This window comes from Atopobium sp. oral taxon 416 (genome assembly GCF_018128285.1).
GTDB lineage: Bacteria > Actinomycetota > Coriobacteriia > Coriobacteriales > Atopobiaceae > Olsenella_L.
Map to the genome: position 1 here is coordinate 2,865,625 of NZ_CP072380.1, position 19,570 is coordinate 2,885,194.

The window sequence follows — 19,570 nt, forward strand, 5'->3', positions numbered from 1 at the left end:
CGCTGAGTACCTCTTTTGGTTGTTCTGAAAGGTATGAGACAAATGATACCAACCGAAACCCATCTCGCCCATGTTCCCGATACAGCCCTGCTCTTTGAAGGCGGCGGCTACCGAGCGAGCTATACTGCGGGGTTTGCAAGCGTTCTGTTAGAGCACAAGGTTCAGTTCGACGTGGTGTGCGGCGTGAGTGCCGGGGCCTCCCATACGGTCGACTACGTCTCACGCGACCTCAAGCGCATCCATGATTCGTTTATCACACTTTCCGACCGCAGGCCACAGTCAGGCGGCATCCGTTCTTTCCTCCATGGCAACGGCTACTTCAATGCAGACTACGACTATATGGGCTGCATCGAGGATAACTACATGCCCTTTGACTGGAAAGCCTACTGCGAAAACCCGGCGAACGTCGCAATCGAAAGCTTCGAGGCGGACACCGGCAAGTCCGCGGTGTGGACCAAGAAGGATATGCCGACATTGCGGTCGATGATGGAGCACGTACGGGCAAGCTCGACCTTGCCGGGTATGATGAATCCGATCAAGATCAACGGCCACACGATGTTCGACGGTGGGATCGGTGCCGGAGCTGGCCTGCCGCTGCAGATGGTCAGGGACACCGGCGTAAAGCGGGTCTTTGTTCTGGCGACCCGTCCCTTTGGCTACCGCAAGAAGCCGGTCAGCCGTGCCTTAAAGCGCCTCTACGCCAGAGTCTCACAGGGCTTCAAGCCACTCTATCAGGCACTGGTCACCCGCAACGAGCGCTACAACGCCTCACTTGACCGACTGAGAGAGCTCGTCGAGCAGGGCATCGCCTACGTGGTCTACCCGGATGAGATGCCCGTGAAGAACACGACGAACAACCGCCAAAAGCTCGAGGATTCCTACATCAAGGGCTACACACAGGGCCTCAACGACTGGCCCACGTGGCAAAAATGGCTGTTTGAGGCGTAGGGGACCACACATATATACACGTTACCTGATCGAGGGGAACCATATGGATAGTGAACCGTCGGTGAAAAAATGTATCTCCTGGAACGTCAATGGCCTGCGTGCCGTCCTCAAGAAGAGTCCGAACTTCATGGAGGTCTTCAATGACTTCGATGCGGATGTCTTTGCAATCCAGGAGACGAAGTGCCAGGAGGGGCAGGTCAACCTCAAACTGCCCGGCTACACCCAAACCTGGAGCTATGCGGCGCGCAAGGGCTACTCCGGCACCGCAGTCTTCTCCGAAGAAGAGCCGCTGCAGGTGATCCGTGAGATCGGCTCCCCTGTCGCCGAGGACGAGGGCAGGGTCTGCGCACTTGAGTTTTCAACTTATTGGTTTGTCGACGTGTATACGCCCAACTCCAAGCAGGGCTTGACCAGACTCGATGAGCGGATGGTCTGGGACAAGTGCTACCGTGAGTTCCTGTCCAAGCTGGCGAAGGATAAGCCGGTCGTCACCTGTGGAGACTTCAATGTCGCCCACGAGGAGATCGACCTGAAGAACCCAGGCACCAACCACGAAAACGCCGGCTTCTCCGACCAGGAGCGCGCCGATTTCACCGACCTTCTGAACGCGGGATTCCACGACACCTTCCGTGAGGCCCATCCCACACTCGAGGGAGCCTACAGTTGGTGGAGCTACCGGATGCGTGCACGCCAGAAGGGTATCGGCTGGAGAATCGACTACTTCCTGGTCTCTGACAATGCAGCTAAAGCAGTGTGCAACACCGCGATCCACGACGAGATCTTCGGCAGCGATCACTGCCCGATCGAGCTGGATATCGCCTTATAAGGTAACATCCGCCACGTGAGCTTCCCGCAACGTATCCAAAAAAGCCTTCGCTGAACGGGTTGCAATCAGCTCCTCGGGGAAGTGGATCTGCTCAAGCATCCGCTTTGTTCTGTCAAGCTGGCCGATCTCACAGGAGATATGAGCATCGCTGTTGACCGCAATCTTAACACTGAGCTCTGCACAACGCTCGGCAATTTTTGTGCACCGCTGGATCCGCTTCTCTGAGGCGTGGTCAAAGGAGTGCTCATTGATCTCGATCATCTTACCTAGATCCTTTGCGGCGGTAAGCACTGCGTCAAGATCAAACGGGACCCCTGCCCGTCCCGGATGGCCGATAATTGCGACCTTCGGATCCTGCAGGGCGTGGATGTACATATCCGTGGTCTGGACTAGGCTTGCGCCGCGGGTAAAGTCACCATTGTGGACGCTTGCAACCACGTAGTCGAGCCCGCGGAAGATCCTATCCTTCAGGGTCGTCGGCTTCCGCTTTGACCCATTGATCCCTTTGGTGATCGGCACTTCCCAACCGAAGAGATGCCCGTCCAGATCCACAATGTCGGCCTCGCAGGCTCTGAGCAGGATTACGTTGTACTGCGTCCATACCCGGGGCCAGGCGTCCAGATTGATAAAGTACTGGTAGTTCTTGAATGTCACCTCATTGAACAGCATCGCAGAGAAGTGGTCCGCCGAGCCTAAAAGCTCAAGTCCCGCTTCATGCGCCGCTGCGACATTCTCCTGAATCGTCGAGTAGGCATGGCGGGAAAAGAGTGTATGGGTATGCGTGTCACATGCAAGTTCCATGGAATCAACCACCCTAACTGCCAGGCATCAGCAGTGCCTCCGCGCTTGATCCGTAGGAGGCACTGTTCAAAATCTATTGCTTCGTATCGTTTTCGCTGTCGCGTGCAGCCTTCAGCTGTTTCTCGAGGAGCTTGGCCTTTGCATCCGCTACGGCAGCCTTCGCCTCCGCGGCTTCAAGTTTGGCCTCCGCCGCCTTCACCGCAAGCTCATCGGGACTGAGCTTTGAGTAGTCCGGATGCTCTGCAGCTCTCTGTTTCTGCGGGGTACCCCTGAGTACAGCGCGGGGGCTGGGGGCTTCGCCCTTCGCCCAACTCGTGACGGCGGTCACAACCCGCTCGGCGTTTTGCTCCTGCAGTTTTGAAAGGTACACGCTGCAGGCGGCCCCGTTGTGCTTTGGATCCACCTTCGGATCCTTGGACATGCACACAGTTTTCGTTCTCAGGACGCCGCTTCGCTCCACTCCGAACATGCAGGTGTCACAGCTGCGTTGATGCTTGTTCGCCATATCAGTACTGCTCGGCGAGCTTTTCCCACGCCGGCATAGAGTTCCCGATGATCTCATAGTTGACACAGTAACCGACACGGACCCAGCCCTTGCAGCCGAAGGAGTCAGACGGCACCGGGAGCAGCTCAAACTGCTTTGCTTTCTCAAAGAAGGCGTTCGCATCAGGCTCCAGTGACTTCACCCACAGATAGAAGGCACCCTGCGGCTCGATGAAGGAGTAGCCGAGCTTACTTAAGCCCTCAGTCAAGGCTTTGCGATTCTTTGCATACGCCTCAATGTTTGACGGCACATCGCAGCAGTCTGCAATGACACGCTGGAACAGCGCCGGTGCACAGACGAAGCCGAGGGAGCGGCCGGCACCTGCCACAGCGGGGATCAGCTTATCGTGAAACGGGTTGGTGTCCGGAACCAGCACCCAGCCGATACGCTCGCCCGGAAGCGAGAGGCTCTTTGAGTAGCTGTAGGTCACCATCGTGTTCGGATAGATGCTCGGGACCCAAGGCACCTTGGCGCCGTAGACGATTTCACGGTACGGCTCGTCGGTCACAAGGCAGATATTGTGGTCAGCATTGGTCAAAACCTCTGCCAGATCCTTGAGGTTCTGCTCAGAGTAGACAGAGCCGACCGGGTTGTTCGGGCTGTTGATTACGACAGCCTTGGTCTTCGAGGTGATCGCGTTCTCGACCGCCTCCACATCGATCTGGAAAGTCTTCTGATCCGCCAGTACCTCGACGCAATGGGCGCCAGTAGCCTCGATAAAGACCTTGTACTCCGGGAAGTATGGGGCGATAACGATCACCTCATCGCCGGGGTTGTACAGCGTGTGGAAGGAGATAGTGAGGGCTGCTGCAGCGCCGCAGGTGATGTAGAGGTCATTAGCTGAGTAGTTGGTACCGTAGCGCCTGTTGAGGCTCTTTGCCAGGGTGTCGCGGACAATCGGAAGGCCTGCGGCAGGGGTATATCCGTGGAGCTGTACCGCCGGGAGCGTCAGCGCCTTCTCAATCGAGAGACGTACCTCTTCAGGAGCCGGTACCGAGGGGTTGCCGAGTGAGAAATCAAAGACCTTGTCTGCACCGATTTCGGCTTTGCGTGCCGCGCCGTAGGCCGCAATCTCACGGATGGTCGATTTTGAAGCGCCATAGGCGTAGCTTTGTTCATTGATGTCCATATTCGATTCCTTCTTTAGCGACTGGAAAACCCATTGGTTTCTATCGTATATAGGGCAAGGACAGCCCGCAACTGAGCACTATTATCGAACGTTAATACAACCTTTGCAAAAGGCACCTCCCACAGTCCGTGAAAGGCGCCTTGAGGCTCATGCGTTGATGCGATGCTGCTACTCGCCCCCAGCCGAGTCAGGCTCAGCGGCCGTATCCTCACCCTGATTGTTCTCAAGCGCCGGCTTGGCTTCCTTGGGATGAGATTCAAGGTATGCATCCCACTTGTTATCCAGGAGGGCTTCCAGCGCGTCCCCGGACACGGTTTCACGCTCAAGCAGCACGTTCTTCATCAGATCGAGCTGGTCCTTACGCCTGGAGAGCACCTTGCGGGCACGCTTGTGCGCTTCACACATGATGCGTTCGACCTCGTCGTCGATGCGCTTGGCGGTCTGCGCGGAGTAGTCCTGGTGATCCGCATAGTCACGGCCCAGGAAAACCTGGTGCTGCGCTTCGCCGAAGACCTGTGCTCCAAGCTCGGTGCTCATACCGTAGCGGGTGACCATCTGCCGCGCGAGCTTTGTCGCGCGCTCCAGATCGTTTGAGGCACCGGTCGTGATATCGCTGCAGCAGAGCTCCTCGGCGGTACGACCTCCCAAGAGCACCGCAATCTGGTCAAGCATGCTGTTCTTGGACTCCAGGTAGTGGTCCTCGGTAGGCAGCTGCATCGTATAGCCGAGCGCCTGGCCGCGGCTCACAATTGAGATCTTGTGGACCGGATCGGAGCGCTCAAGCACATGCCCCACGAGCGCGTGGCCGCTCTCGTGGTAGGCGATGGTCGTGCGCTCCTGTTCCGTCATGACCCTCGTCTTGCGCTCAGGACCCGCGATCGTGCGCTCCATCGCCTCTTCGATCTCGCCTTCACCGATCGCAGCCTTATGGCGACGAGCAGCCAAAAGCGCCGCTTCATTCATCAGGTTCGCGAGGTCCGCGCCGGTAAAGCCCGGGGTCATCTTTGCTAGGCTCGCAAAGATGACCGTCTTGTCGAGCGGCTTGCCCTGCGCGTGGACCTTGAGAATCTTCTCACGGCCCCTCACATCGGGGCGCTCGACGGTAACTTGGCGGTCAAAACGGCCCGGACGCAGCAGCGCCGGATCCAGAATGTCCGGACGGTTGGTCGCCGCGATCAGGATAACCGCTTCGTTCTCTTCAAAGCCGTCCATCTCAACGAGGAGCTGGTTCAACGTCTGCTCGCGCTCGTCATGTCCGCCGCCGAGGCCTGCGCCACGCTGGCGGCCCACTGCATCGATCTCGTCGATAAAGATGATAGAGGGAGCGGCTTCCTTGGCCTGTTTGAAGAGATCGCGCACACGGCTCGCGCCGACACCGACGAACATCTCCACAAAGTCAGAGCCGGAGATCGAGAAGAAGGGGACACCAGCCTCGCCGGCTACAGCCTTTGCCAGCAGGGTCTTGCCTGTTCCCGGAGGGCCGACGAGCAGGACGCCGCGCGGGATGCGCGCGCCCATCTTGTGGTAGCGGTCCGGATCCCGCAGAAAGTCACGGATCTCCGTGAGCTCCTCGACCGCTTCGTCGATGCCTGCCACATCCTTAAAGGTCACATTCGGGCGCTGCGCTTCGGTCATCTTCGCCTCTGTGTGGCTGAAGGACATCGCCTGGTTGTTCTGCCCTTGGATCTGGTTGATAAAGTAGATCATCACGCCGATGATCAACAGCGTCGGGATCAGGTTGAAGAGGGCAGATACCAGCATATCGTTGGAATCGGTATTCACATTGAACTGGATATCCTTGTGCGTCTGCATCAGGTTGTCGAGGTTGTCAGTCCCCACGTAGGTGGACTTGTACTGCTCAAGCTTGCTCTGATCCCCGACATCGCCGGTGGACTCCCAGTAGTCGCCGGTCAGCTCCCCGGATGCGGTCGAATAGGTGGCAGAGCTGACGCGGTCTTCCTCTACCGCGCTCAGAAACTCACTGGTGGTGATGCTCTTCGCATGGTGCTCTGAAAAGGCACCTGAAGCACTGAGGACAATCACGACAATAAGGGCAATGAAGATAGTTGCAGAGATAACCGTAGCCCTCCGCGAAGCAGGATCATAGGGTGACCGATGCGGTCCCTGCGTACCGCTCGGTCTGTTCTTATGTTTCACTCAATAACTCCTCTGGGACGCTCCGGGGCGTCAGATATCTGTCACTCGTGCGCTATCAACTATAAACCTCCGGCTTTAAAACGCCTAGGTACCCCTAGGTACAGAAGACGTATCAGCACTTAATCCTTCTGCGAGCTATAAACCTCCGGCTTCAAGACGCCTAGGTACAGAAGGTTACGATATTTTTCTGCATAATCGAGTCCATAGCCCACGATAAAGGCATTCGGCACGGTGATCCCCAGGTAATCCGGCTTGATCGCAGCCTTCTTGTTCGGGATGTCCTTGACTGCGAAGACGCAGATGCGGATCGATTTGGGGTTGCGGGCTTTCAGGAGATTGTAGAGATAGGAGAGGGTGAGGCCGGAATCGAGGATGTCCTCGGTGATGATCACGTCGCGACCTTCGATTTTAGTCGAGAGGTCTTTGGTGATACGCACGACGCCGGAGCTTTGGGACTCAGAGCCATAGCTAGAGACAGCCATAAAGTCCACCTCGCAGGGGACTTTGATCGCGCGGATCAGGTCCGCAGTGAAGATAAACGCCCCCCTCAGGATACAGACGATCAGGGGATTTTTGCCCGCATAGTCTTTGGTGATCTGATCGCCGAGCTTCGTCACTATCTCGTGAATCTGATCTTCAGTCAAGAGTACTTTCTCGACATCCGGATGTATGGTTTCCATTGGCTGCTAACTCCTATCTGTGCCGTGAGCCAACCTACGTGTGCGTCCTAGAGAATATGGAGCTCTAAGAGCACTTTTGTCGCATGCGTACAGCGGTAGCGCTCATCCGCGCGCAACCCTCCTACCCAGATGATAGGACCTGTGGGAGAAAGATGCACGATTGGGAGACGATTACGCTGAGCAGTTGGAATCTTAGCATCACAGAGCAGGTCAGAGAGCTTTTTTAAGCGTCCCTGCATGCCTAGCGGGCAGACGACCTCTCCTGCCTGTGGGGGCTCGACCCAAAGCTCGGCACCGGCACCGGCAACCCCACAGGTCTCCGCATCGAGCAGGACCGAGGATCCAGCCCACTCGTGGCCGTGCGCTTTGGCCATCGCGATCGGATCGGACCCCTGCGGCACTGGGCTGAGCCTGGCAGTCAGCGTCTTACCCCTGCCCAGATCGAGGGAACCCGGGACTGGCAGCCAGCCGCTCAAGCCTTTCTCCTGTGCCTTTTTCGTCATGATAAACAACAGACCGTATTCAACCTTAACGTCGATGCTCAAAGGGATCGTCTGCGAGCCCTTTCTGCGGGCGATGAGCTCCAAGGTTCTCTCTACGTGGCGCGCCTCAAGGCGGGCTTCCGGTGCTACATGCAGGAAGGCAATCCGGATCACGCGGCGTGCGATTGCGACATCGGTGGCTTCGAGACGGTCCGCATCGAGGGTGACCATCCCATCCGCTTCCCGGCGCACCAGGTCGCGATAGGTCCGGTTAGCGACCATGGTGAGGAAACTGTCCTCGTCGGACAGAATGTCGCAGGTCGAAGAGAGGTTATTCACGACGCGAGGATTGCGCTCCTTGATGCGAGGCATGAGTTCATGGCGTACAAAGGCCCTCAGATAGTGCGTGTCATTGTTGGTCTCGTCCTCCCGCCAGACAATCCCGCGCATCCGCAGGAAGTCACAGAGGCTCTCGTGGGTTCTGTCCAGAAGCGGCCGCACGATTCGGTTACGCACCCGTGGAACCGAGGCTAGACCCGCCGGGCCGCTGCCTTTGATCGCGTTCATAAAGAAGGTCTCTGCCCGATCGTCGGCGGTATGCGCGGTCACGATGCGGGCGGTTGAACGGGGTACCCCGAACTCAGCGCACAGCTGATTGGCAAGCTCGTTTGCATAGGCATAGCGCAGCCGACGGCCGGCACTCTCGATATTCTTGTCCTCCTGGGCGGCCTCAGCCTTAACATCTACGCGACGCACCGTGCAGGGGATGCCGCAGCGTTTTGCGAGTCCCCGGACGAACTCCTCATCCTCCAGTGCGTCAATGCCGCGCAGTTCATGGTTCACATGCAGGACGTGGAGCCGCTCCCGTGCGATATGGGCGGTCCCTGCCCCGTCATTGATATCCAGCTTTGAGGTTGCTGCGAGCACCATGAGCGCCGTGGAGTCCGCCCCGCCTGAAACCATCAGGACAACCGGCGCCCTGCGCTGCGCCTCCGTAAGGTCATTTGGCACACCGGCTGTAAATCGCTTGCCTACGCTCGCCATTCCATTCCTCACTTACGTATCTGTATATAATCTGTATCATCTATATATTGTGTACGCTAGAGTTAGTAACACACAACAATTCTAAAACGTATCTGAGAGATCTGGTAATGCAGTGACTCCGTTAATACACCTTTTTGTCTTCGCGAGCGGCTCCAAAGGGAACTCCGCGCTGGTACAGGGCCCCGAAGGCTCCGTTTTAGTCGACGACGGTATCTCCTTCAAAGCACTGAAACAGCGGGCCCACGAGGTGCAAGCCCCGCTCTCTGATTTGAAAGCGGTACTGATCACCCACGAGCACACCGACCACACCAAAGGCCTCAGGGTTCTGTCACACCATTTTCCAGGCCCCTTCTATGCGACGAAGCGGACCTCACGCGCAAGCGAAGTCCTCTCGGAGTTGCCAATCCAGACCCTGAATAACCGCGAGGGACTTGATCTCTGCGGGATGCATGTCCAGTGCTTCCCGATCTCGCACGATGTGGTGGATCCCATCGGCTTCCGCTTCGAGGTCAGAGACGGTGCGGATACTGTCGAGGATGCCTTGGGCTGGTGCAGCGATACCGGCTACCTCACCCCACCGGCTGAGCAGGCGCTTTCAGGCTGCCGCATCTTATGCCTTGAGTCCAACCACGACAAGGGGATGCTCACCCACGGCCCCTACCCCGCGATCCTCAAGAAGCGGATCGGCGGCAACTATGGACACCTCTCAAATGACCAGGCCGCCGACGCCCTGGTCAACCTCGTCAGCGATGACACGCGCTACGTGGTCGCCCTGCACTTATCTGAGGAGAATAACCAGCCAAGCCTGTGTGTCAAAACCTTAGCGAACGCCGTCGACGCTGAGCCGGTTGATTCCACCTTCACTGAGGCGAAAACCGGCAAGCTCACGATCGAGCCGGCAGCTCAGCACCGCGCGATCAAAGTTTGGTAATAAAATCCCGAATGTAGAAAAGCGTGTGGATAAAGATGGGTCTGCCAGTTGCGGAAATGTGTGTCAGTCGCAAATGGCGAAGCACCCTCGCAGCTTTGGGCTACCTCTTCTCGCCCTGACAAACACAGAACAGCGACACAAACCTATTCAGGCAAGACTGGAGGCTAGATTTCTTCGTGTCTGGGAACCCGAATAGGTAGAGCAGCACAGCTTGTTTGCAAGCCCCATGGCCTTGTGCAGGTATGTCAGGTCAGCGATGTCTGCCCTATAGGCCTCGTCAGTGCATTTGGTTGCCTTCACGAGTGAGAGATGAGACCTATGTGTGCACGACTATTGAACCTTCTGCTCTATGCGAAAGCAGTGTGTCTTCGATTCACTTGGAAGAAGGCTTTCCATGCCCTAAGATCACGCCGACGCTCTTGAGTGCGTCGAGGCCTGCCACAGTGCAGATCTTGTTCTTGGAAGGCCCGCTCTTCTGCACGATGTCGGAGTCGGTGAGGTAGGGCTTGTCTGTCCAGATGTGGCCGCACAACACGAGCCGGTTCTAGTAGCCATCGGCGGTGGCAGCGCCGCTGTGGTGCCACACGAAGGCACTCATATAAGTGAGGCCGCACATCTCAAAGATGAGGTCGAAGGATGTGGTGTAGCACATACAGGTGATGGGGCACTTCCAGCTCAAAAGTTCCTTCTTAGCGTATTTCAGCGCTAAGAGCTAGGCTGTGCACCTTTGATGCCCTGGCGGTGTCTGCTTGTTTTTCCAGCTTTCGGCAAACCTGCAAATGTGGCAAACAGGATGGAACCATCACAGCTCGGTCGCCTCTTTGAGCGTTTCTGCGCCTATCCGTCTTGCGACATCTGCGTTCTACAACCGCAGCGCCGAGGGACGACACCGTGCCCTTGTAGGGGTTTGATAGCGACCATGGTGGATTTCTATCCACGCAGGCGGCCATCCGCTCAGGAATATCGTCAAACATAGGGCCAGATAGCCACTTGGGCAAATCTATGCTTGGCAACGCCAATGGTAGCGCCACAGGGTTACAGGTGAGAGATCCTATCCACACGCTTCCCTACTCTCGGATAAAATCATGACCACCTGCGTAGCGGGTGGTTTGCTCTAAGGGTATAGCCCTATAAATGCCAGCCAGGGACTCAAGTCCCTGGCCTTCGCTTCGTTCAGGCCGCATGGCCGCCTGACTCGTGGCCAGCCCGTCAAAACGGGCATGTGCCGGCCTACTTCCTACCAAACGGGTCCTCATACTCCTTGACGCTGAGCTTGTCGGGGGCGATGTCGGCGGCTTCCTGCTCTCTTATGTACTTCGCGATCGTGGCCTCGTTCAGCCCGACGGTCGAGACACAGTAGCCCTCTGCCCAGAACTTCCTGTTTCCGAACTTGTACTTAAGACTTGCATGCTTGTCGAACATGAGCAGCGAGCTTTTGCTCTTCGGATACCCCACAAAGCTCGAGACGCTGATCTTGGGTGGAATGCTCACCAGCATGTGCACGTGGTCGGGCATCAGGTGCCCCTCTATTATCTCCTCCGCCTTCTACTGGCAGAGGTTCCTGAAGATCTGGTCCTTGCGGTATTGGTTGTAGATGGCCTTTCTTCTATACTTTGGACAAAACACGATGTGGTACCTGCACACCCATTTCGTATGCGCCAGGCTGTTGGCCTTCTGTGCCACGGTGTTCTCCTATTTCCTTCATGTCCCAGCACACTGCCAGGTTTTCTATTGCCCTCTATCCACCCGATACACCCTTGGAGTATCAATGCCCCACAATGCTTCCTTACTTCCTTACTATAGGAACTCTGCATATCAGGCAAGCTGACCTCTTCTTGTGGGCGCTTGGAGGAATCAGCCCTGTTTCATGCATAGAGTGTCCGCTTTCGGCAACAAGTCCCTCAGAGAAGATGGGAGGTATCATGGGTAGCAGGAAGCGCTCCGCACGTGCAAAGGAGAGGGAAAAATTTCTTTCAAGCCTTGGCAGCATGGACGATGTCTTTACCGAAGAAGAGACACACCAGCGCAAAGCGGGAGACGAGAAGGAGGAAGCACGCCTCATGAAGGCCTGCCTCTCGAAGCAGCGCTATGCCACCCGTCAAGAAGCGGAAGAGATTGCTGCACTCTGTGCACAGCACGGAACGTATGGCCTCGAAGTCTACCGCTGTCCATACTGCAAGGGATGGCATTTGACATCACATCCCTGGAAGGACAAAGGACAGCGCTAGCGCGTCTGGACACATTGTCATGCTTTACTGCCCATTCGGCAGACAAAGGCAGCACGAAGTGATAGCAAGAAGGCTACCTTTGTTTTACATACCTACGGTTTTTCCCGCCGCCTTCTGCAAAGATGTCTCCATCTGATACTATCTGGGCAATATGCCGATGTGCCGTTTTTTCAGAGACAGATGCCGCAGCTGCAACGATAGAAGTCGTTACATAGCCATAGGCATCAAGCAACAGGGCAATGACCTCATCGACATCCCTCTGAGGGCTCCCCTTCTCCTCATGAGTCTCAGGCAGATAGACGTGCGCCCGGAAGATGTCATCCTCAGTCAAAACGGGAGCTTTGCCGAAATAGACGAGCGAATATTTAAGAGGCATCTGCACAATGTGTGAACCGAAATGTGAGCTTTAGGCCATCTCCAGCAGCGACACCTGGAGTCCCGAGCATCTGAGCATCACCATCGCGAAGAGGTTGTCGAGGCTGCGGAAGCTATAGGCTATCCTAACGGTCAGCTTGATCTTGTTGTTGATGGCCTCCACGCGTGCGTTAGACAGGCCGCTCTCCAAGGTGGCGACGATGGTATCCAGATGCCTCCTGATTTTCCTTTAGGGAAACGATGATTAATTCGGCTCGATGAGGTCGCTGGGGCCACACGCTGTATGCCGTCGGCTCAAAATGTCTCGAACCACGCAGTGCCCATACCCACATAGATGCCTATCTGCCTTCTGGATATGGTATAGCTACATCCACACATTCCAGCATATCCAAAAGGAAGATATGGACAGACAGATGAGCTTTTAGGACCTTAAATCCTAAGGTCAAAGGAAGAAGACCCGGCGAGAGGCACTCCTGGAGCGGATGGATGCAATCGTTGTGTAGGATCGCTGGATTGCACTGGTAGAACCCAGCTACCACGGACAGGCTCCTGTCAGGCATATGCGCGCTGCAAAGACGATGCTTAGGATGTATCCGACATATCCCGACATATCCCAGGCACATGCACTCGTTAAGGGAAGATGATAGGTTCTGCTATGCAGACTTCGGCTATATAGGTATAGCGAAGCGCCCTTAAGGACGCACACACCTCTCATCTATGTGCTAAAGCGTTGCTAAGGAAGCCTTCGACTAGAGAGGGCCTTGCCTGTGCGCTCTTGTCCGAAAAAGGCATCGAGTCCAGGAAGGCATGCGTTCGCTCAAAGGTAGAGCATCCCTTCCTTATCGTGAAGCGGCGCTTCTGCCCCTTAAGGAAGCGCTACTAGGGGATAGAGAAGATGCCTGCACACTCAAGTCTTTCTCGCCCTTGCAAACCTTACCCATGTGCATCTTTGCCGGCAGGCTGCACCTCCCGGCTCCCAGCGTCGCTTGATCTGTCTTGGAGCCTTCTTGCGGTGCATGGGGCAGGACAAATGCCAGGATAGTGGCTCCTGCACGTGCTGGATGAGCATCCTTCCCTGCCTTTCCTACATTCCGGCCGCGAAAAGTCGTGTGGCCGGTCCCCTTTAACACGTTATGGGGCATTAATCATCGTTTCCCTAGAGACAGGAGCGGGCCGTGAGCAATCCAAAATGCCCCTCGTGCAAAGCCAAGATGAAGAAGAACAAGGCGACGAAGGCGGGCACGCAGAGATGGCGCTGCAGCGGCTGCGGTGCCTCGTTCGTGCGCAGGCACGATAAGGCCACGGAGTAGCTCGCGGCCTTCTTGAGGTGGTTGCTCTCAAAGGACGCGATAGCGGATCTGAAGACCAGCAGATCGACGTTTTGGCACAAGACAGTGTGGGCCTGGAGGATATGGCCGATAGCGCCTGGCAGCGGCGAGATTCACAACGTTGTGTTCCTGGACGGCATATGGCTTCGCAGGAAGGCCGTCGTGCTGGTCGCCGTGACGGGCGGCCATATCGTCGGCTGGCACCTGGCGCGAAGCGAGTGCGGGTCCGCCTGGGCGGCGCTGATGCTGCACATCCCCGCTCCCCAGGATGGCGATCTGCGGCATCTCGCCGCTCTTCGCGGCGGTAAGGGAGGTGTGGCCCGGCACGAACGTGCAGCGATGCACCTTCCACGTGGCCGACCAGGTCAAGCGCTGCACGACCCTGAAACCCAAGCTCGAGGCGGGGGGTCGAGCCCCTGGGCATCGCCAACAGCCTCAAGGACGCCGGCTTCGCCACGGTGTGGCTCTTGAAGTACAGCGCATGGTGCACTAAATGGGCGACGTTTCTGAAGGAATTCACCGTCAAGGACGGCAGGAGGGTCTACACCCACGAGCGCCTGCGCAAGGCGAGGAAGATCCTGAACAAGCTCGTCAAGGATGGGACGCTGTTCACGTTCGTCGAGATGCAGCAGGAATACGGCGGCGAGTGGTCTTCGACCAACAACGCGGTCGAGAGCGTGAACGCCAGGCTCCAAGACGTGTTCAGGCACCACCGCGGGCTTTTTGCTCCTGCACCGTGTCAAGGCGATCTTTTGGTGGTGCTACATGCACACGGAAAGCCCGCTTCCGCCGGCGGATATCATCCGCGTCATGCCGACCGACGACGAGGTCGACGGCCTGTTCGCGACAGCATCATCGGACAAGAAACACGACGACGGCGCGCCCGAAGAATACGGCATGGGGATAGTCTGGAGCGAGTTCCACATGCCCACGAATTGCAGGCGGTGAATAATCAATCCGGACACACTTTTTGAAACATAACCCGACGATCTCGGTACCGTGAGCGCAGACCGCCAGAACATGTACAACCCGCTCTACTTTGCGGCAAAGAGCCTCGGCGGCTACGGCGCCTCGACCGTCTGCCCGCACTGGTATATCCGCACCGGCATCGAGCAGGGCGATACCTCGCTCACGACCGAGCTCAATCTCGCGCTCATGCTCGAGGAGAATCCGGATGTCCAGGATGTAGATTTCGCGACGGTCTGGGGAGAAGGCCACACTACTGCAGAGCGCACTGGCTCTGCAGCCACGAACGTCATCTCCTGAGACAAGTCCTGCTGCGGAGCTGCGCAATAACCTTGGCTGAGGTTGATGGGAAAACAAGGTTATTATGCTAACCTTGTTTTTGGAAGGTTCGAGTCCAAGGTTATTGCAAGCGGCCCGAACTGCTCAGGTTCTTTGTTGATATACCGTGAGGAGCCGGCATGGGATACTATGAGACGCGATTCTGGTTAAGCGACACGTGGGGCGCCAACAGGCGCGAACGCCAGTCGGGAGCCTATCATCCTTTTGTTCCCGACAAGCTCAGTGGAACCGATCATCTGCTGACGCCCGAAGCATCAGAAGCCGCCGCCCAAGCTCAGGCAGATATACAGAGGCTCGATCTCACGACGCCTCACTTGGCAAATACCGAGCCAATAGCTCGGCTCATTCTCCGGGCCGAAGCTGTAGCGTCCTCGAAAATCGAAGGTCTCCAAATAAGTGCAGGAAAGCTGCTCGAATATGAAGCATTGGACGAACTCGGTGTATCGCACCGTATAGACAACACTGAGGCGGCAGTCCTCGGCAATATCTCATCCATGGAGGAGAGCATCGATACGCTCTCCGTGAAGCCCTCTTTCGATATAGGTGACATCTGTTCCATCAACAAAAAGCTGCTGGAGCATACCGATCTCGCAGATTACGGAGGGGTAATACGTACACAGCAGAATTGGATCGGCGGCAACAACGTCAATCCAATCGGTGCACCCTATGTCCCTCCACGCCCAGAACTGGTGCCGGATTACATCGAGGATCTCGCTGAATTCATTTCGACTGCGCAGATGCCCGGTATCGCCCTTGCCGCAATTGCGCATGCACAACTTGAAACCATCCACCCCTTCGCTGATGGTAACGGGAGAACAGGGCGTACGCTCGTCCAAGTAATTCTGCGCAGATCCGGCCTTGCTCAGAATGTCGTTCCACCCATCTCTCTGATTCTTGCAACCGACAAAGCACGCTATATAGATAATCTTGCAGCATACCGATGGGATGAGAACGCCGAAGAACCACGCACAAGGATATTGTGCGAAAGCGATTGGATCGAATATTTTGCACGTTCCTGCAGCCTTGCATGCAAGCGTGCACATGATTTCAACGACACGCTTGAATCAATACTCTTAGGCTGGCGAGAAAGAGTGCATCCCCGAGCAAACTCAGCAGCAGATCTGCTTCTTCCCAAGCTCATAGGAAATCCCGTTATCAGCATCACTTCTGCCGCAAGGCTGTGCGGCAGAAGCACTGAAGCAGCAAGGAATGCAATAGCCACACTCAGCGAGGCAGGAATCCTGTACCAGAATTCAAAGAATCGCAAGAACAGCCTTTTCGTCGCACGAGAAATCGTCGATGCATTCACCGGTTATGAAAGAAGGCTTGCATCGCCAGCTGGTGATACAGCTGTTGCTCTGCCGTCCCGTCCGACTCCGCAGCGTCCACGTCATTGATCTAACGAAGTGCCTCATCTGCAGCATATCGCTCAGATGAGGCACTGAGCAGTCAGCTATTCCTGTGCCAGCACCTCCGAGATTGCAGAGGAGATTGCATGGGCGTCATCGCTATCTCGGAGCAGCTTGCGGAAGGCTGGATCCATCAGAAGGACAGCGGTCTTCGAGAGCAGGCGGATATACTCTTCCCTGTCTGCTTCCGGCAGGAAGGGGGCAACCGCGATATCGACCGGCTTCTCATTGAACGAAGGCCAAGGGACGGCGGTCTTGTTCTTCCATACCATGGCAGAAGGCCTCTGGATCGTCTTTGCCTTTGCATGGGGCACGGCAAAGCCTTCGATGAGACCGGTCGTACCGAGCTCTTCCCTTACAAGGAAGGCCTGATATGCTTCCTCGTCATCCTTAACGATGCCCAGGGCCTCGGCCTATGCACAGAGCATACGGAGCAGCTCATGGCGGCTTTCCGCTTCCCTGCCGAGCAATATCTGATCGTCGGATACGAAGTCCATGGGCTCCCCTTCTCGCAGCTTCTACTCATCTTCCTGACAAGCATACGGCAGATGGATGCCCATCTGTCCAGAAACTGTACTAGGGAAACGATGATTAATGCCGGTTCAGTCCTAATTCCTGTGGGCAGCCCCATCACGACACAGCTCCGGAAGGCTCCGAGTAGCGCCTGCTGGTATCGAAGATCTTGAGGAAGAAGTACTCGTCGTTAGGGTAGCCGTAGCCTGCCCTCCTGAGCGTCTTGATCATCTGGTTGGTGCCTTCCACCTTGCCTGAGGTGATCCGGTGCCTGGCGTGCGCCACGATGCCGTCCATGTGCGACTCCACGAGGCGGGCAACCCTGGCGAAGTGCCTGTCTCCCGTTCCCCAGCAGACCTCCACTATCTGCTCCATCGCATCGCGCATGCGCTTCTGCTGCCTGTAGCCGTAGGCCCGGCAGAGCATCTCATCTACGATGTCGCAGGCAGCAAGCAGCTCGTTTTGGGCTATGAGGTCCTTGTACCTCTGGCGGCTTCCGCCCTTCTGGGTGGCCTCCTGCTTTCCGAAGAGGGCGCTTCCCCTTGAGACGATCTTTCCGGCACGTGCATCCTGCTCCTTCCTCTTCCTGGTGTCCGCACAGGACTTAAGGATGTATGTGGAGTGCTTAAGGGGCACGCGCGGCCTCAGCGTCGCCCTCCTCCTTAAGCCTTGCCTGCTCGTCTTTCCTGACCTTACAGATGACCTTCTCGTTGAAGTTCTTCACGAGGTGGAACCTGTCGTAGACGACATCCAGGCGCGGGTGCCTCTTAAGGAAGGCCCGCTCGAAGTCAGCGTTCATGTCGCAGGCGATGGCCTCCACATGCAAACATCCACTCAGCGAGCACGAAGTCGCACAAGTCGTATACGACTTGCTTCTTCTTGGAGTATGCAAGCCACAGCACATGGCCCATCTTAAGGTCTATTGAGCTGTAATCTTTTGGTGGACAGTAGGATTCAGGGACTGGCAACAGATATGCTCTGTCCAGATACCCACCTACTAACACCAGCAGATTGAAGAGATGAGATGTCGGTGAGCGCAAGCGAGATAGAGAAGGCAAAGTCCCGCACGAAGCCGGAAACACCCAGGCACTACACTGAAGAAGTATTGCCTTGAGGCCATCGACTACTACAGGAAGGCACGTAAGGCCAACCCGAAGAAGAGCATCAGAGAATGCGCCGCGAAGCTTGAGGCCAACGACAAGACCTTAAACGACTGGATCATCAAGCACTCAAAGACCAAAAGGGTCACCCAGGAAAGGATCGACGATCACAAGCAGCTCGACGCAGTGAACAGGCGCATGCACGAGCTCGAGAGCGAAAACGAGTTCCTAAAAAGTGGCAGCCTTCTTCGCCGGAAGCCTCTGTTGAAGGACAGGTTTTAGCTCATGCTGGAGAAGAGGGCAACCTACAGCGTCTCGATGATGGAGCGTACTGGAGCTGAGCAGGGCTCACTTCTACAGATGGCTCAAGGCCAAAGGCGGTGAGGACCTATGGGGTCCCCTCAAGGAAGCCATCTGCGCGATATGGGAGGAAAGCGACAGGCGCTTTAGCTTTTGCAAGGTCTGATCCAAGCTCACAGGCGACCCAAAGTTACGCAAAATTTACAGGCACGACCCGCTACCGCGTGCGCAGGTGCATGGCTAAGCTTGGGCATCTGCGGCATCTGATCCAATGCCTCCAAGAGGACGATACTGCCCGCACCTGATACCCCCGAGCGCAGCGCCCTCACCCGGCGCGGCTTTTCGTGTCCCGTCCCGACAGCCAAGCTCGTGGGCGATACAACCTATCGCAGGACCACGGCAGGCTTTATATATCTCGCCGTCGCACACGATCTGTGCACACACATGGTGGTGGGCTGAAGCATACAGGACAACATGAGGGCAGGGCTTGTCGTCTTTGCCCTGAAGATGGCATATTCGTGCGGATACGTGGCCAAAGGGGCTATATTCTAAGCAGCCCAGGCAGCCAGTACATAAGCTCAGAGCTGACCGCCTGCTCAGCTGCACACGACGTGAGGCTCTCCGTGGGGAGAACCGGAAGCTGCCACGACAATACGGTCGCCGAATCGCTTTTCACCACGCTCAAGAACGAGTGGTACTACCATAAGCGCCTCTTAGACGCATCCACGACCAAGCACAAGGCACACGAGTTTAATCGAGTCATACTACAACCGCTTCCGCCCACATAAGTCCATAGAAGGTCGCGTGCCCGCAGAGGTGATGCAGGAGTTCTTCGAGCGCTTCGAGAAAGGCCTTGCATACGATCCAAAGGCGATGCAGGTCGCATAAAAAATCTGAGATTTCTCTGTCCATTATATTGACAGGGCTCAGTTCCTCTGGCTTGTGTACAGACAGGTGTCGCCTTGGCGGTCTACAATGTCGTCGCCCCTACCGCGCCGCTTCTGGCTTACGAAGAGCGCAACAAATTCAAACTCTTCTACCTTGATGCAGGAATGCTTGCTGCAGCATTGCCGAAGAACAGCTATCAGGGCCTGTTTGATGGGAAAGCAACCGTCAACATGGGCGCTGTCTATGAAACATTCGCGGCACAGGAGCTTGCGGCGTATGGATTCTCGCTGCGCTATTTCACATCCAAGAAAGTTGGAAGACTCGACTTTCTGGCAGAGCACCAGGACGGCACAATCGATGCGCTTGAGATAAAGCCGGGCGGATCGTACATGACGCATGCAGCGCTCGACCACGCGCTCGAAGTACCCGAATATTCAATTGACAATTCCTATGTCTTTGCAGAATCGAATATCTTCGAAAAGGGCAACGTGCTCTACGTACCGGTATTCCTCCTTGGAGCTCTGCATTTCGGATTCTGAGCAGTACAGCATCCTTCAGCATTCTTTGATGACCGCGGCACGG

Annotated in this window: 24 protein-coding genes and 1 pseudogene; 11 read left to right on the forward strand and 14 right to left on the reverse strand. The window is 56.3% G+C overall.

The genetic code is table 11. The features are described from left to right. Positions 1-42: 42 nt before the first annotated feature. On the forward strand, positions 43-948 hold the full coding sequence (locus J4859_RS15035; protein ID WP_212331203.1) for a patatin family protein: 906 nt from the start codon (positions 43-45) through the stop codon (positions 946-948). A gap of 43 nt (positions 949-991) precedes the next feature. Beyond that, positions 992-1,774, forward strand: a complete 783-nt coding sequence (locus J4859_RS15040; RefSeq protein ID WP_212331205.1) for an exodeoxyribonuclease III — start codon at positions 992-994, stop codon at positions 1,772-1,774. Here J4859_RS15040 and J4859_RS15045 read toward each other — a convergent pair. The 6 genes from J4859_RS15045 to tilS all read right to left on the reverse strand — a co-directional run bounded on the left by J4859_RS15045 (position 1,769) and on the right by tilS (position 8,611). Continuing rightward, positions 1,769-2,575 (reverse strand): phosphatase, encoded by an 807-nt coding sequence (locus J4859_RS15045; protein ID WP_212331207.1) that lies wholly within the window; start codon positions 2,573-2,575, stop codon positions 1,769-1,771. The genes J4859_RS15040 and J4859_RS15045 overlap by 6 nt on opposite strands. Positions 2,576-2,648: 73 nt before the next feature. Next, positions 2,649-3,080, reverse strand: a complete 432-nt coding sequence (locus J4859_RS15050) for a hypothetical protein (RefSeq protein WP_212331209.1) — start codon at positions 3,078-3,080, stop codon at positions 2,649-2,651. Between the two features lies 1 nt (position 3,081). Continuing rightward, entirely contained in the window at positions 3,082-4,248 is a 1,167-nt protein-coding gene (locus tag J4859_RS15055; RefSeq protein ID WP_212331210.1) for a pyridoxal phosphate-dependent aminotransferase, read from the reverse strand. Between the two features lie 168 nt (positions 4,249-4,416). Beyond that, positions 4,417-6,405, reverse strand: coding sequence for an ATP-dependent zinc metalloprotease FtsH (ftsH, locus tag J4859_RS15060; protein WP_305852674.1), 1,989 nt, complete (start codon positions 6,403-6,405; stop codon positions 4,417-4,419). Between the two features lie 119 nt (positions 6,406-6,524). Beyond that, positions 6,525-7,085 (reverse strand): hypoxanthine phosphoribosyltransferase, encoded by a 561-nt coding sequence (hpt, locus tag J4859_RS15065; protein WP_212331211.1) that lies wholly within the window; start codon positions 7,083-7,085, stop codon positions 6,525-6,527. Between the two features lie 47 nt (positions 7,086-7,132). Continuing rightward, on the reverse strand, positions 7,133-8,611 hold the full coding sequence (gene tilS, locus J4859_RS15070; RefSeq protein ID WP_212331212.1) for a tRNA lysidine(34) synthetase TilS: 1,479 nt from the start codon (positions 8,609-8,611) through the stop codon (positions 7,133-7,135). Between the two features lie 112 nt (positions 8,612-8,723). On the opposite strand from tilS, the gene J4859_RS15075 reads away from it, so the two are divergent. Further along, entirely contained in the window at positions 8,724-9,542 is an 819-nt protein-coding gene (locus J4859_RS15075; RefSeq protein ID WP_212331214.1) for an MBL fold metallo-hydrolase, read from the forward strand. Positions 9,543-9,915: 373 nt separating this feature from the next. Here the strand turns inward: J4859_RS15075 and J4859_RS15080 are convergent, their stop codons facing one another. Further along, positions 9,916-10,074 carry a hypothetical protein gene (locus J4859_RS15080; protein ID WP_212331216.1) on the reverse strand — a complete coding sequence of 53 codons (159 nt, stop codon included), beginning with the start codon at positions 10,072-10,074 and terminating at the stop codon, positions 9,916-9,918. A gap of 698 nt (positions 10,075-10,772) precedes the next feature. Next, positions 10,773-11,225: pseudogene (tnpA, locus tag J4859_RS15085) on the reverse strand (IS200/IS605 family transposase). A gap of 239 nt (positions 11,226-11,464) precedes the next feature. Between tnpA and J4859_RS15090 the strand changes: the two are divergent. Then, entirely contained in the window at positions 11,465-11,770 is a 306-nt protein-coding gene (locus tag J4859_RS15090) for a hypothetical protein (RefSeq protein WP_212331219.1), read from the forward strand. A gap of 73 nt (positions 11,771-11,843) precedes the next feature. On the opposite strand, the gene J4859_RS15095 is transcribed toward J4859_RS15090, so the two are convergent. Both J4859_RS15095 and J4859_RS15100 read right to left on the reverse strand, forming a co-directional pair. Next, entirely contained in the window at positions 11,844-12,146 is a 303-nt protein-coding gene (locus J4859_RS15095) for a hypothetical protein (protein ID WP_212331222.1), read from the reverse strand. A gap of 30 nt (positions 12,147-12,176) precedes the next feature. Further along, positions 12,177-12,368, reverse strand: coding sequence for a transposase (locus J4859_RS15100; RefSeq protein WP_305852694.1), 192 nt, complete (start codon positions 12,366-12,368; stop codon positions 12,177-12,179). A 507-nt stretch (positions 12,369-12,875) separates the two neighbouring features. On the opposite strand from J4859_RS15100, the gene J4859_RS15105 reads away from it, so the two are divergent. Together J4859_RS15105 and J4859_RS17230 are read left to right on the forward strand one after the other, a co-directional pair. After that, positions 12,876-13,028 carry a hypothetical protein gene (locus J4859_RS15105; protein WP_212331226.1) on the forward strand — a complete coding sequence of 51 codons (153 nt, stop codon included), beginning with the start codon at positions 12,876-12,878 and terminating at the stop codon, positions 13,026-13,028. 292 nt (positions 13,029-13,320) lie between these two features. Beyond that, positions 13,321-13,455, forward strand: coding sequence for an IS1 family transposase (locus tag J4859_RS17230; protein ID WP_212331228.1), 135 nt, complete (start codon positions 13,321-13,323; stop codon positions 13,453-13,455). A 27-nt stretch (positions 13,456-13,482) separates the two neighbouring features. Here the strand turns inward: J4859_RS17230 and J4859_RS15115 are convergent, their stop codons facing one another. Then, the gene (locus J4859_RS15115) at positions 13,483-13,818 is read right to left on the reverse strand and encodes a hypothetical protein (protein WP_212331231.1); all 336 of its coding nucleotides are present in this window, start codon (positions 13,816-13,818) and stop codon (positions 13,483-13,485) included. 122 nt (positions 13,819-13,940) lie between these two features. On the opposite strand from J4859_RS15115, the gene J4859_RS15120 reads away from it, so the two are divergent. The 3 genes from J4859_RS15120 to J4859_RS15130 all read left to right on the forward strand — a co-directional run bounded on the left by J4859_RS15120 (position 13,941) and on the right by J4859_RS15130 (position 16,175). Beyond that, entirely contained in the window at positions 13,941-14,447 is a 507-nt protein-coding gene (locus tag J4859_RS15120) for a hypothetical protein (RefSeq protein WP_212331234.1), read from the forward strand. A gap of 25 nt (positions 14,448-14,472) precedes the next feature. Further along, positions 14,473-14,739, forward strand: coding sequence for a hypothetical protein (locus tag J4859_RS15125; RefSeq protein WP_212331236.1), 267 nt, complete (start codon positions 14,473-14,475; stop codon positions 14,737-14,739). Positions 14,740-14,897: 158 nt separating this feature from the next. Beyond that, positions 14,898-16,175: a Fic family protein gene (locus tag J4859_RS15130; RefSeq protein WP_212331239.1), complete on the forward strand. Its 1,278-nt coding sequence runs from the start codon at positions 14,898-14,900 to the stop codon at positions 16,173-16,175. Between the two features lie 56 nt (positions 16,176-16,231). Here J4859_RS15130 and J4859_RS15135 read toward each other — a convergent pair whose 3' ends face one another. From J4859_RS15135 to J4859_RS15145, 3 genes are all read right to left on the reverse strand, one after another. After that, positions 16,232-16,591, reverse strand: a complete 360-nt coding sequence (locus tag J4859_RS15135) for a PTS sugar transporter subunit IIA (RefSeq protein ID WP_212335413.1) — start codon at positions 16,589-16,591, stop codon at positions 16,232-16,234. Between the two features lie 226 nt (positions 16,592-16,817). Beyond that, complete coding sequence (locus tag J4859_RS15140) at positions 16,818-17,336, reverse strand: transposase (RefSeq protein WP_212331241.1); 519 nt, start codon at positions 17,334-17,336, stop codon at positions 16,818-16,820. Beyond that, positions 17,326-17,604: a transposase gene (locus tag J4859_RS15145; RefSeq protein ID WP_212331243.1), complete on the reverse strand. Its 279-nt coding sequence runs from the start codon at positions 17,602-17,604 to the stop codon at positions 17,326-17,328. The genes J4859_RS15140 and J4859_RS15145 overlap by 11 nt, the downstream gene beginning before the upstream one ends. A 1,107-nt stretch (positions 17,605-18,711) precedes the next feature. Between J4859_RS15145 and J4859_RS15150 the strand changes: the two genes are divergently transcribed. Both J4859_RS15150 and J4859_RS15155 read left to right on the forward strand, forming a co-directional pair. Further along, on the forward strand, positions 18,712-18,888 hold the full coding sequence (locus J4859_RS15150; RefSeq protein ID WP_212331244.1) for a hypothetical protein: 177 nt from the start codon (positions 18,712-18,714) through the stop codon (positions 18,886-18,888). A 174-nt stretch (positions 18,889-19,062) separates the two neighbouring features. Beyond that, positions 19,063-19,527, forward strand: coding sequence for a DUF4143 domain-containing protein (locus tag J4859_RS15155; RefSeq protein ID WP_212331245.1), 465 nt, complete (start codon positions 19,063-19,065; stop codon positions 19,525-19,527). Positions 19,528-19,570 lie beyond the last annotated feature (43 nt).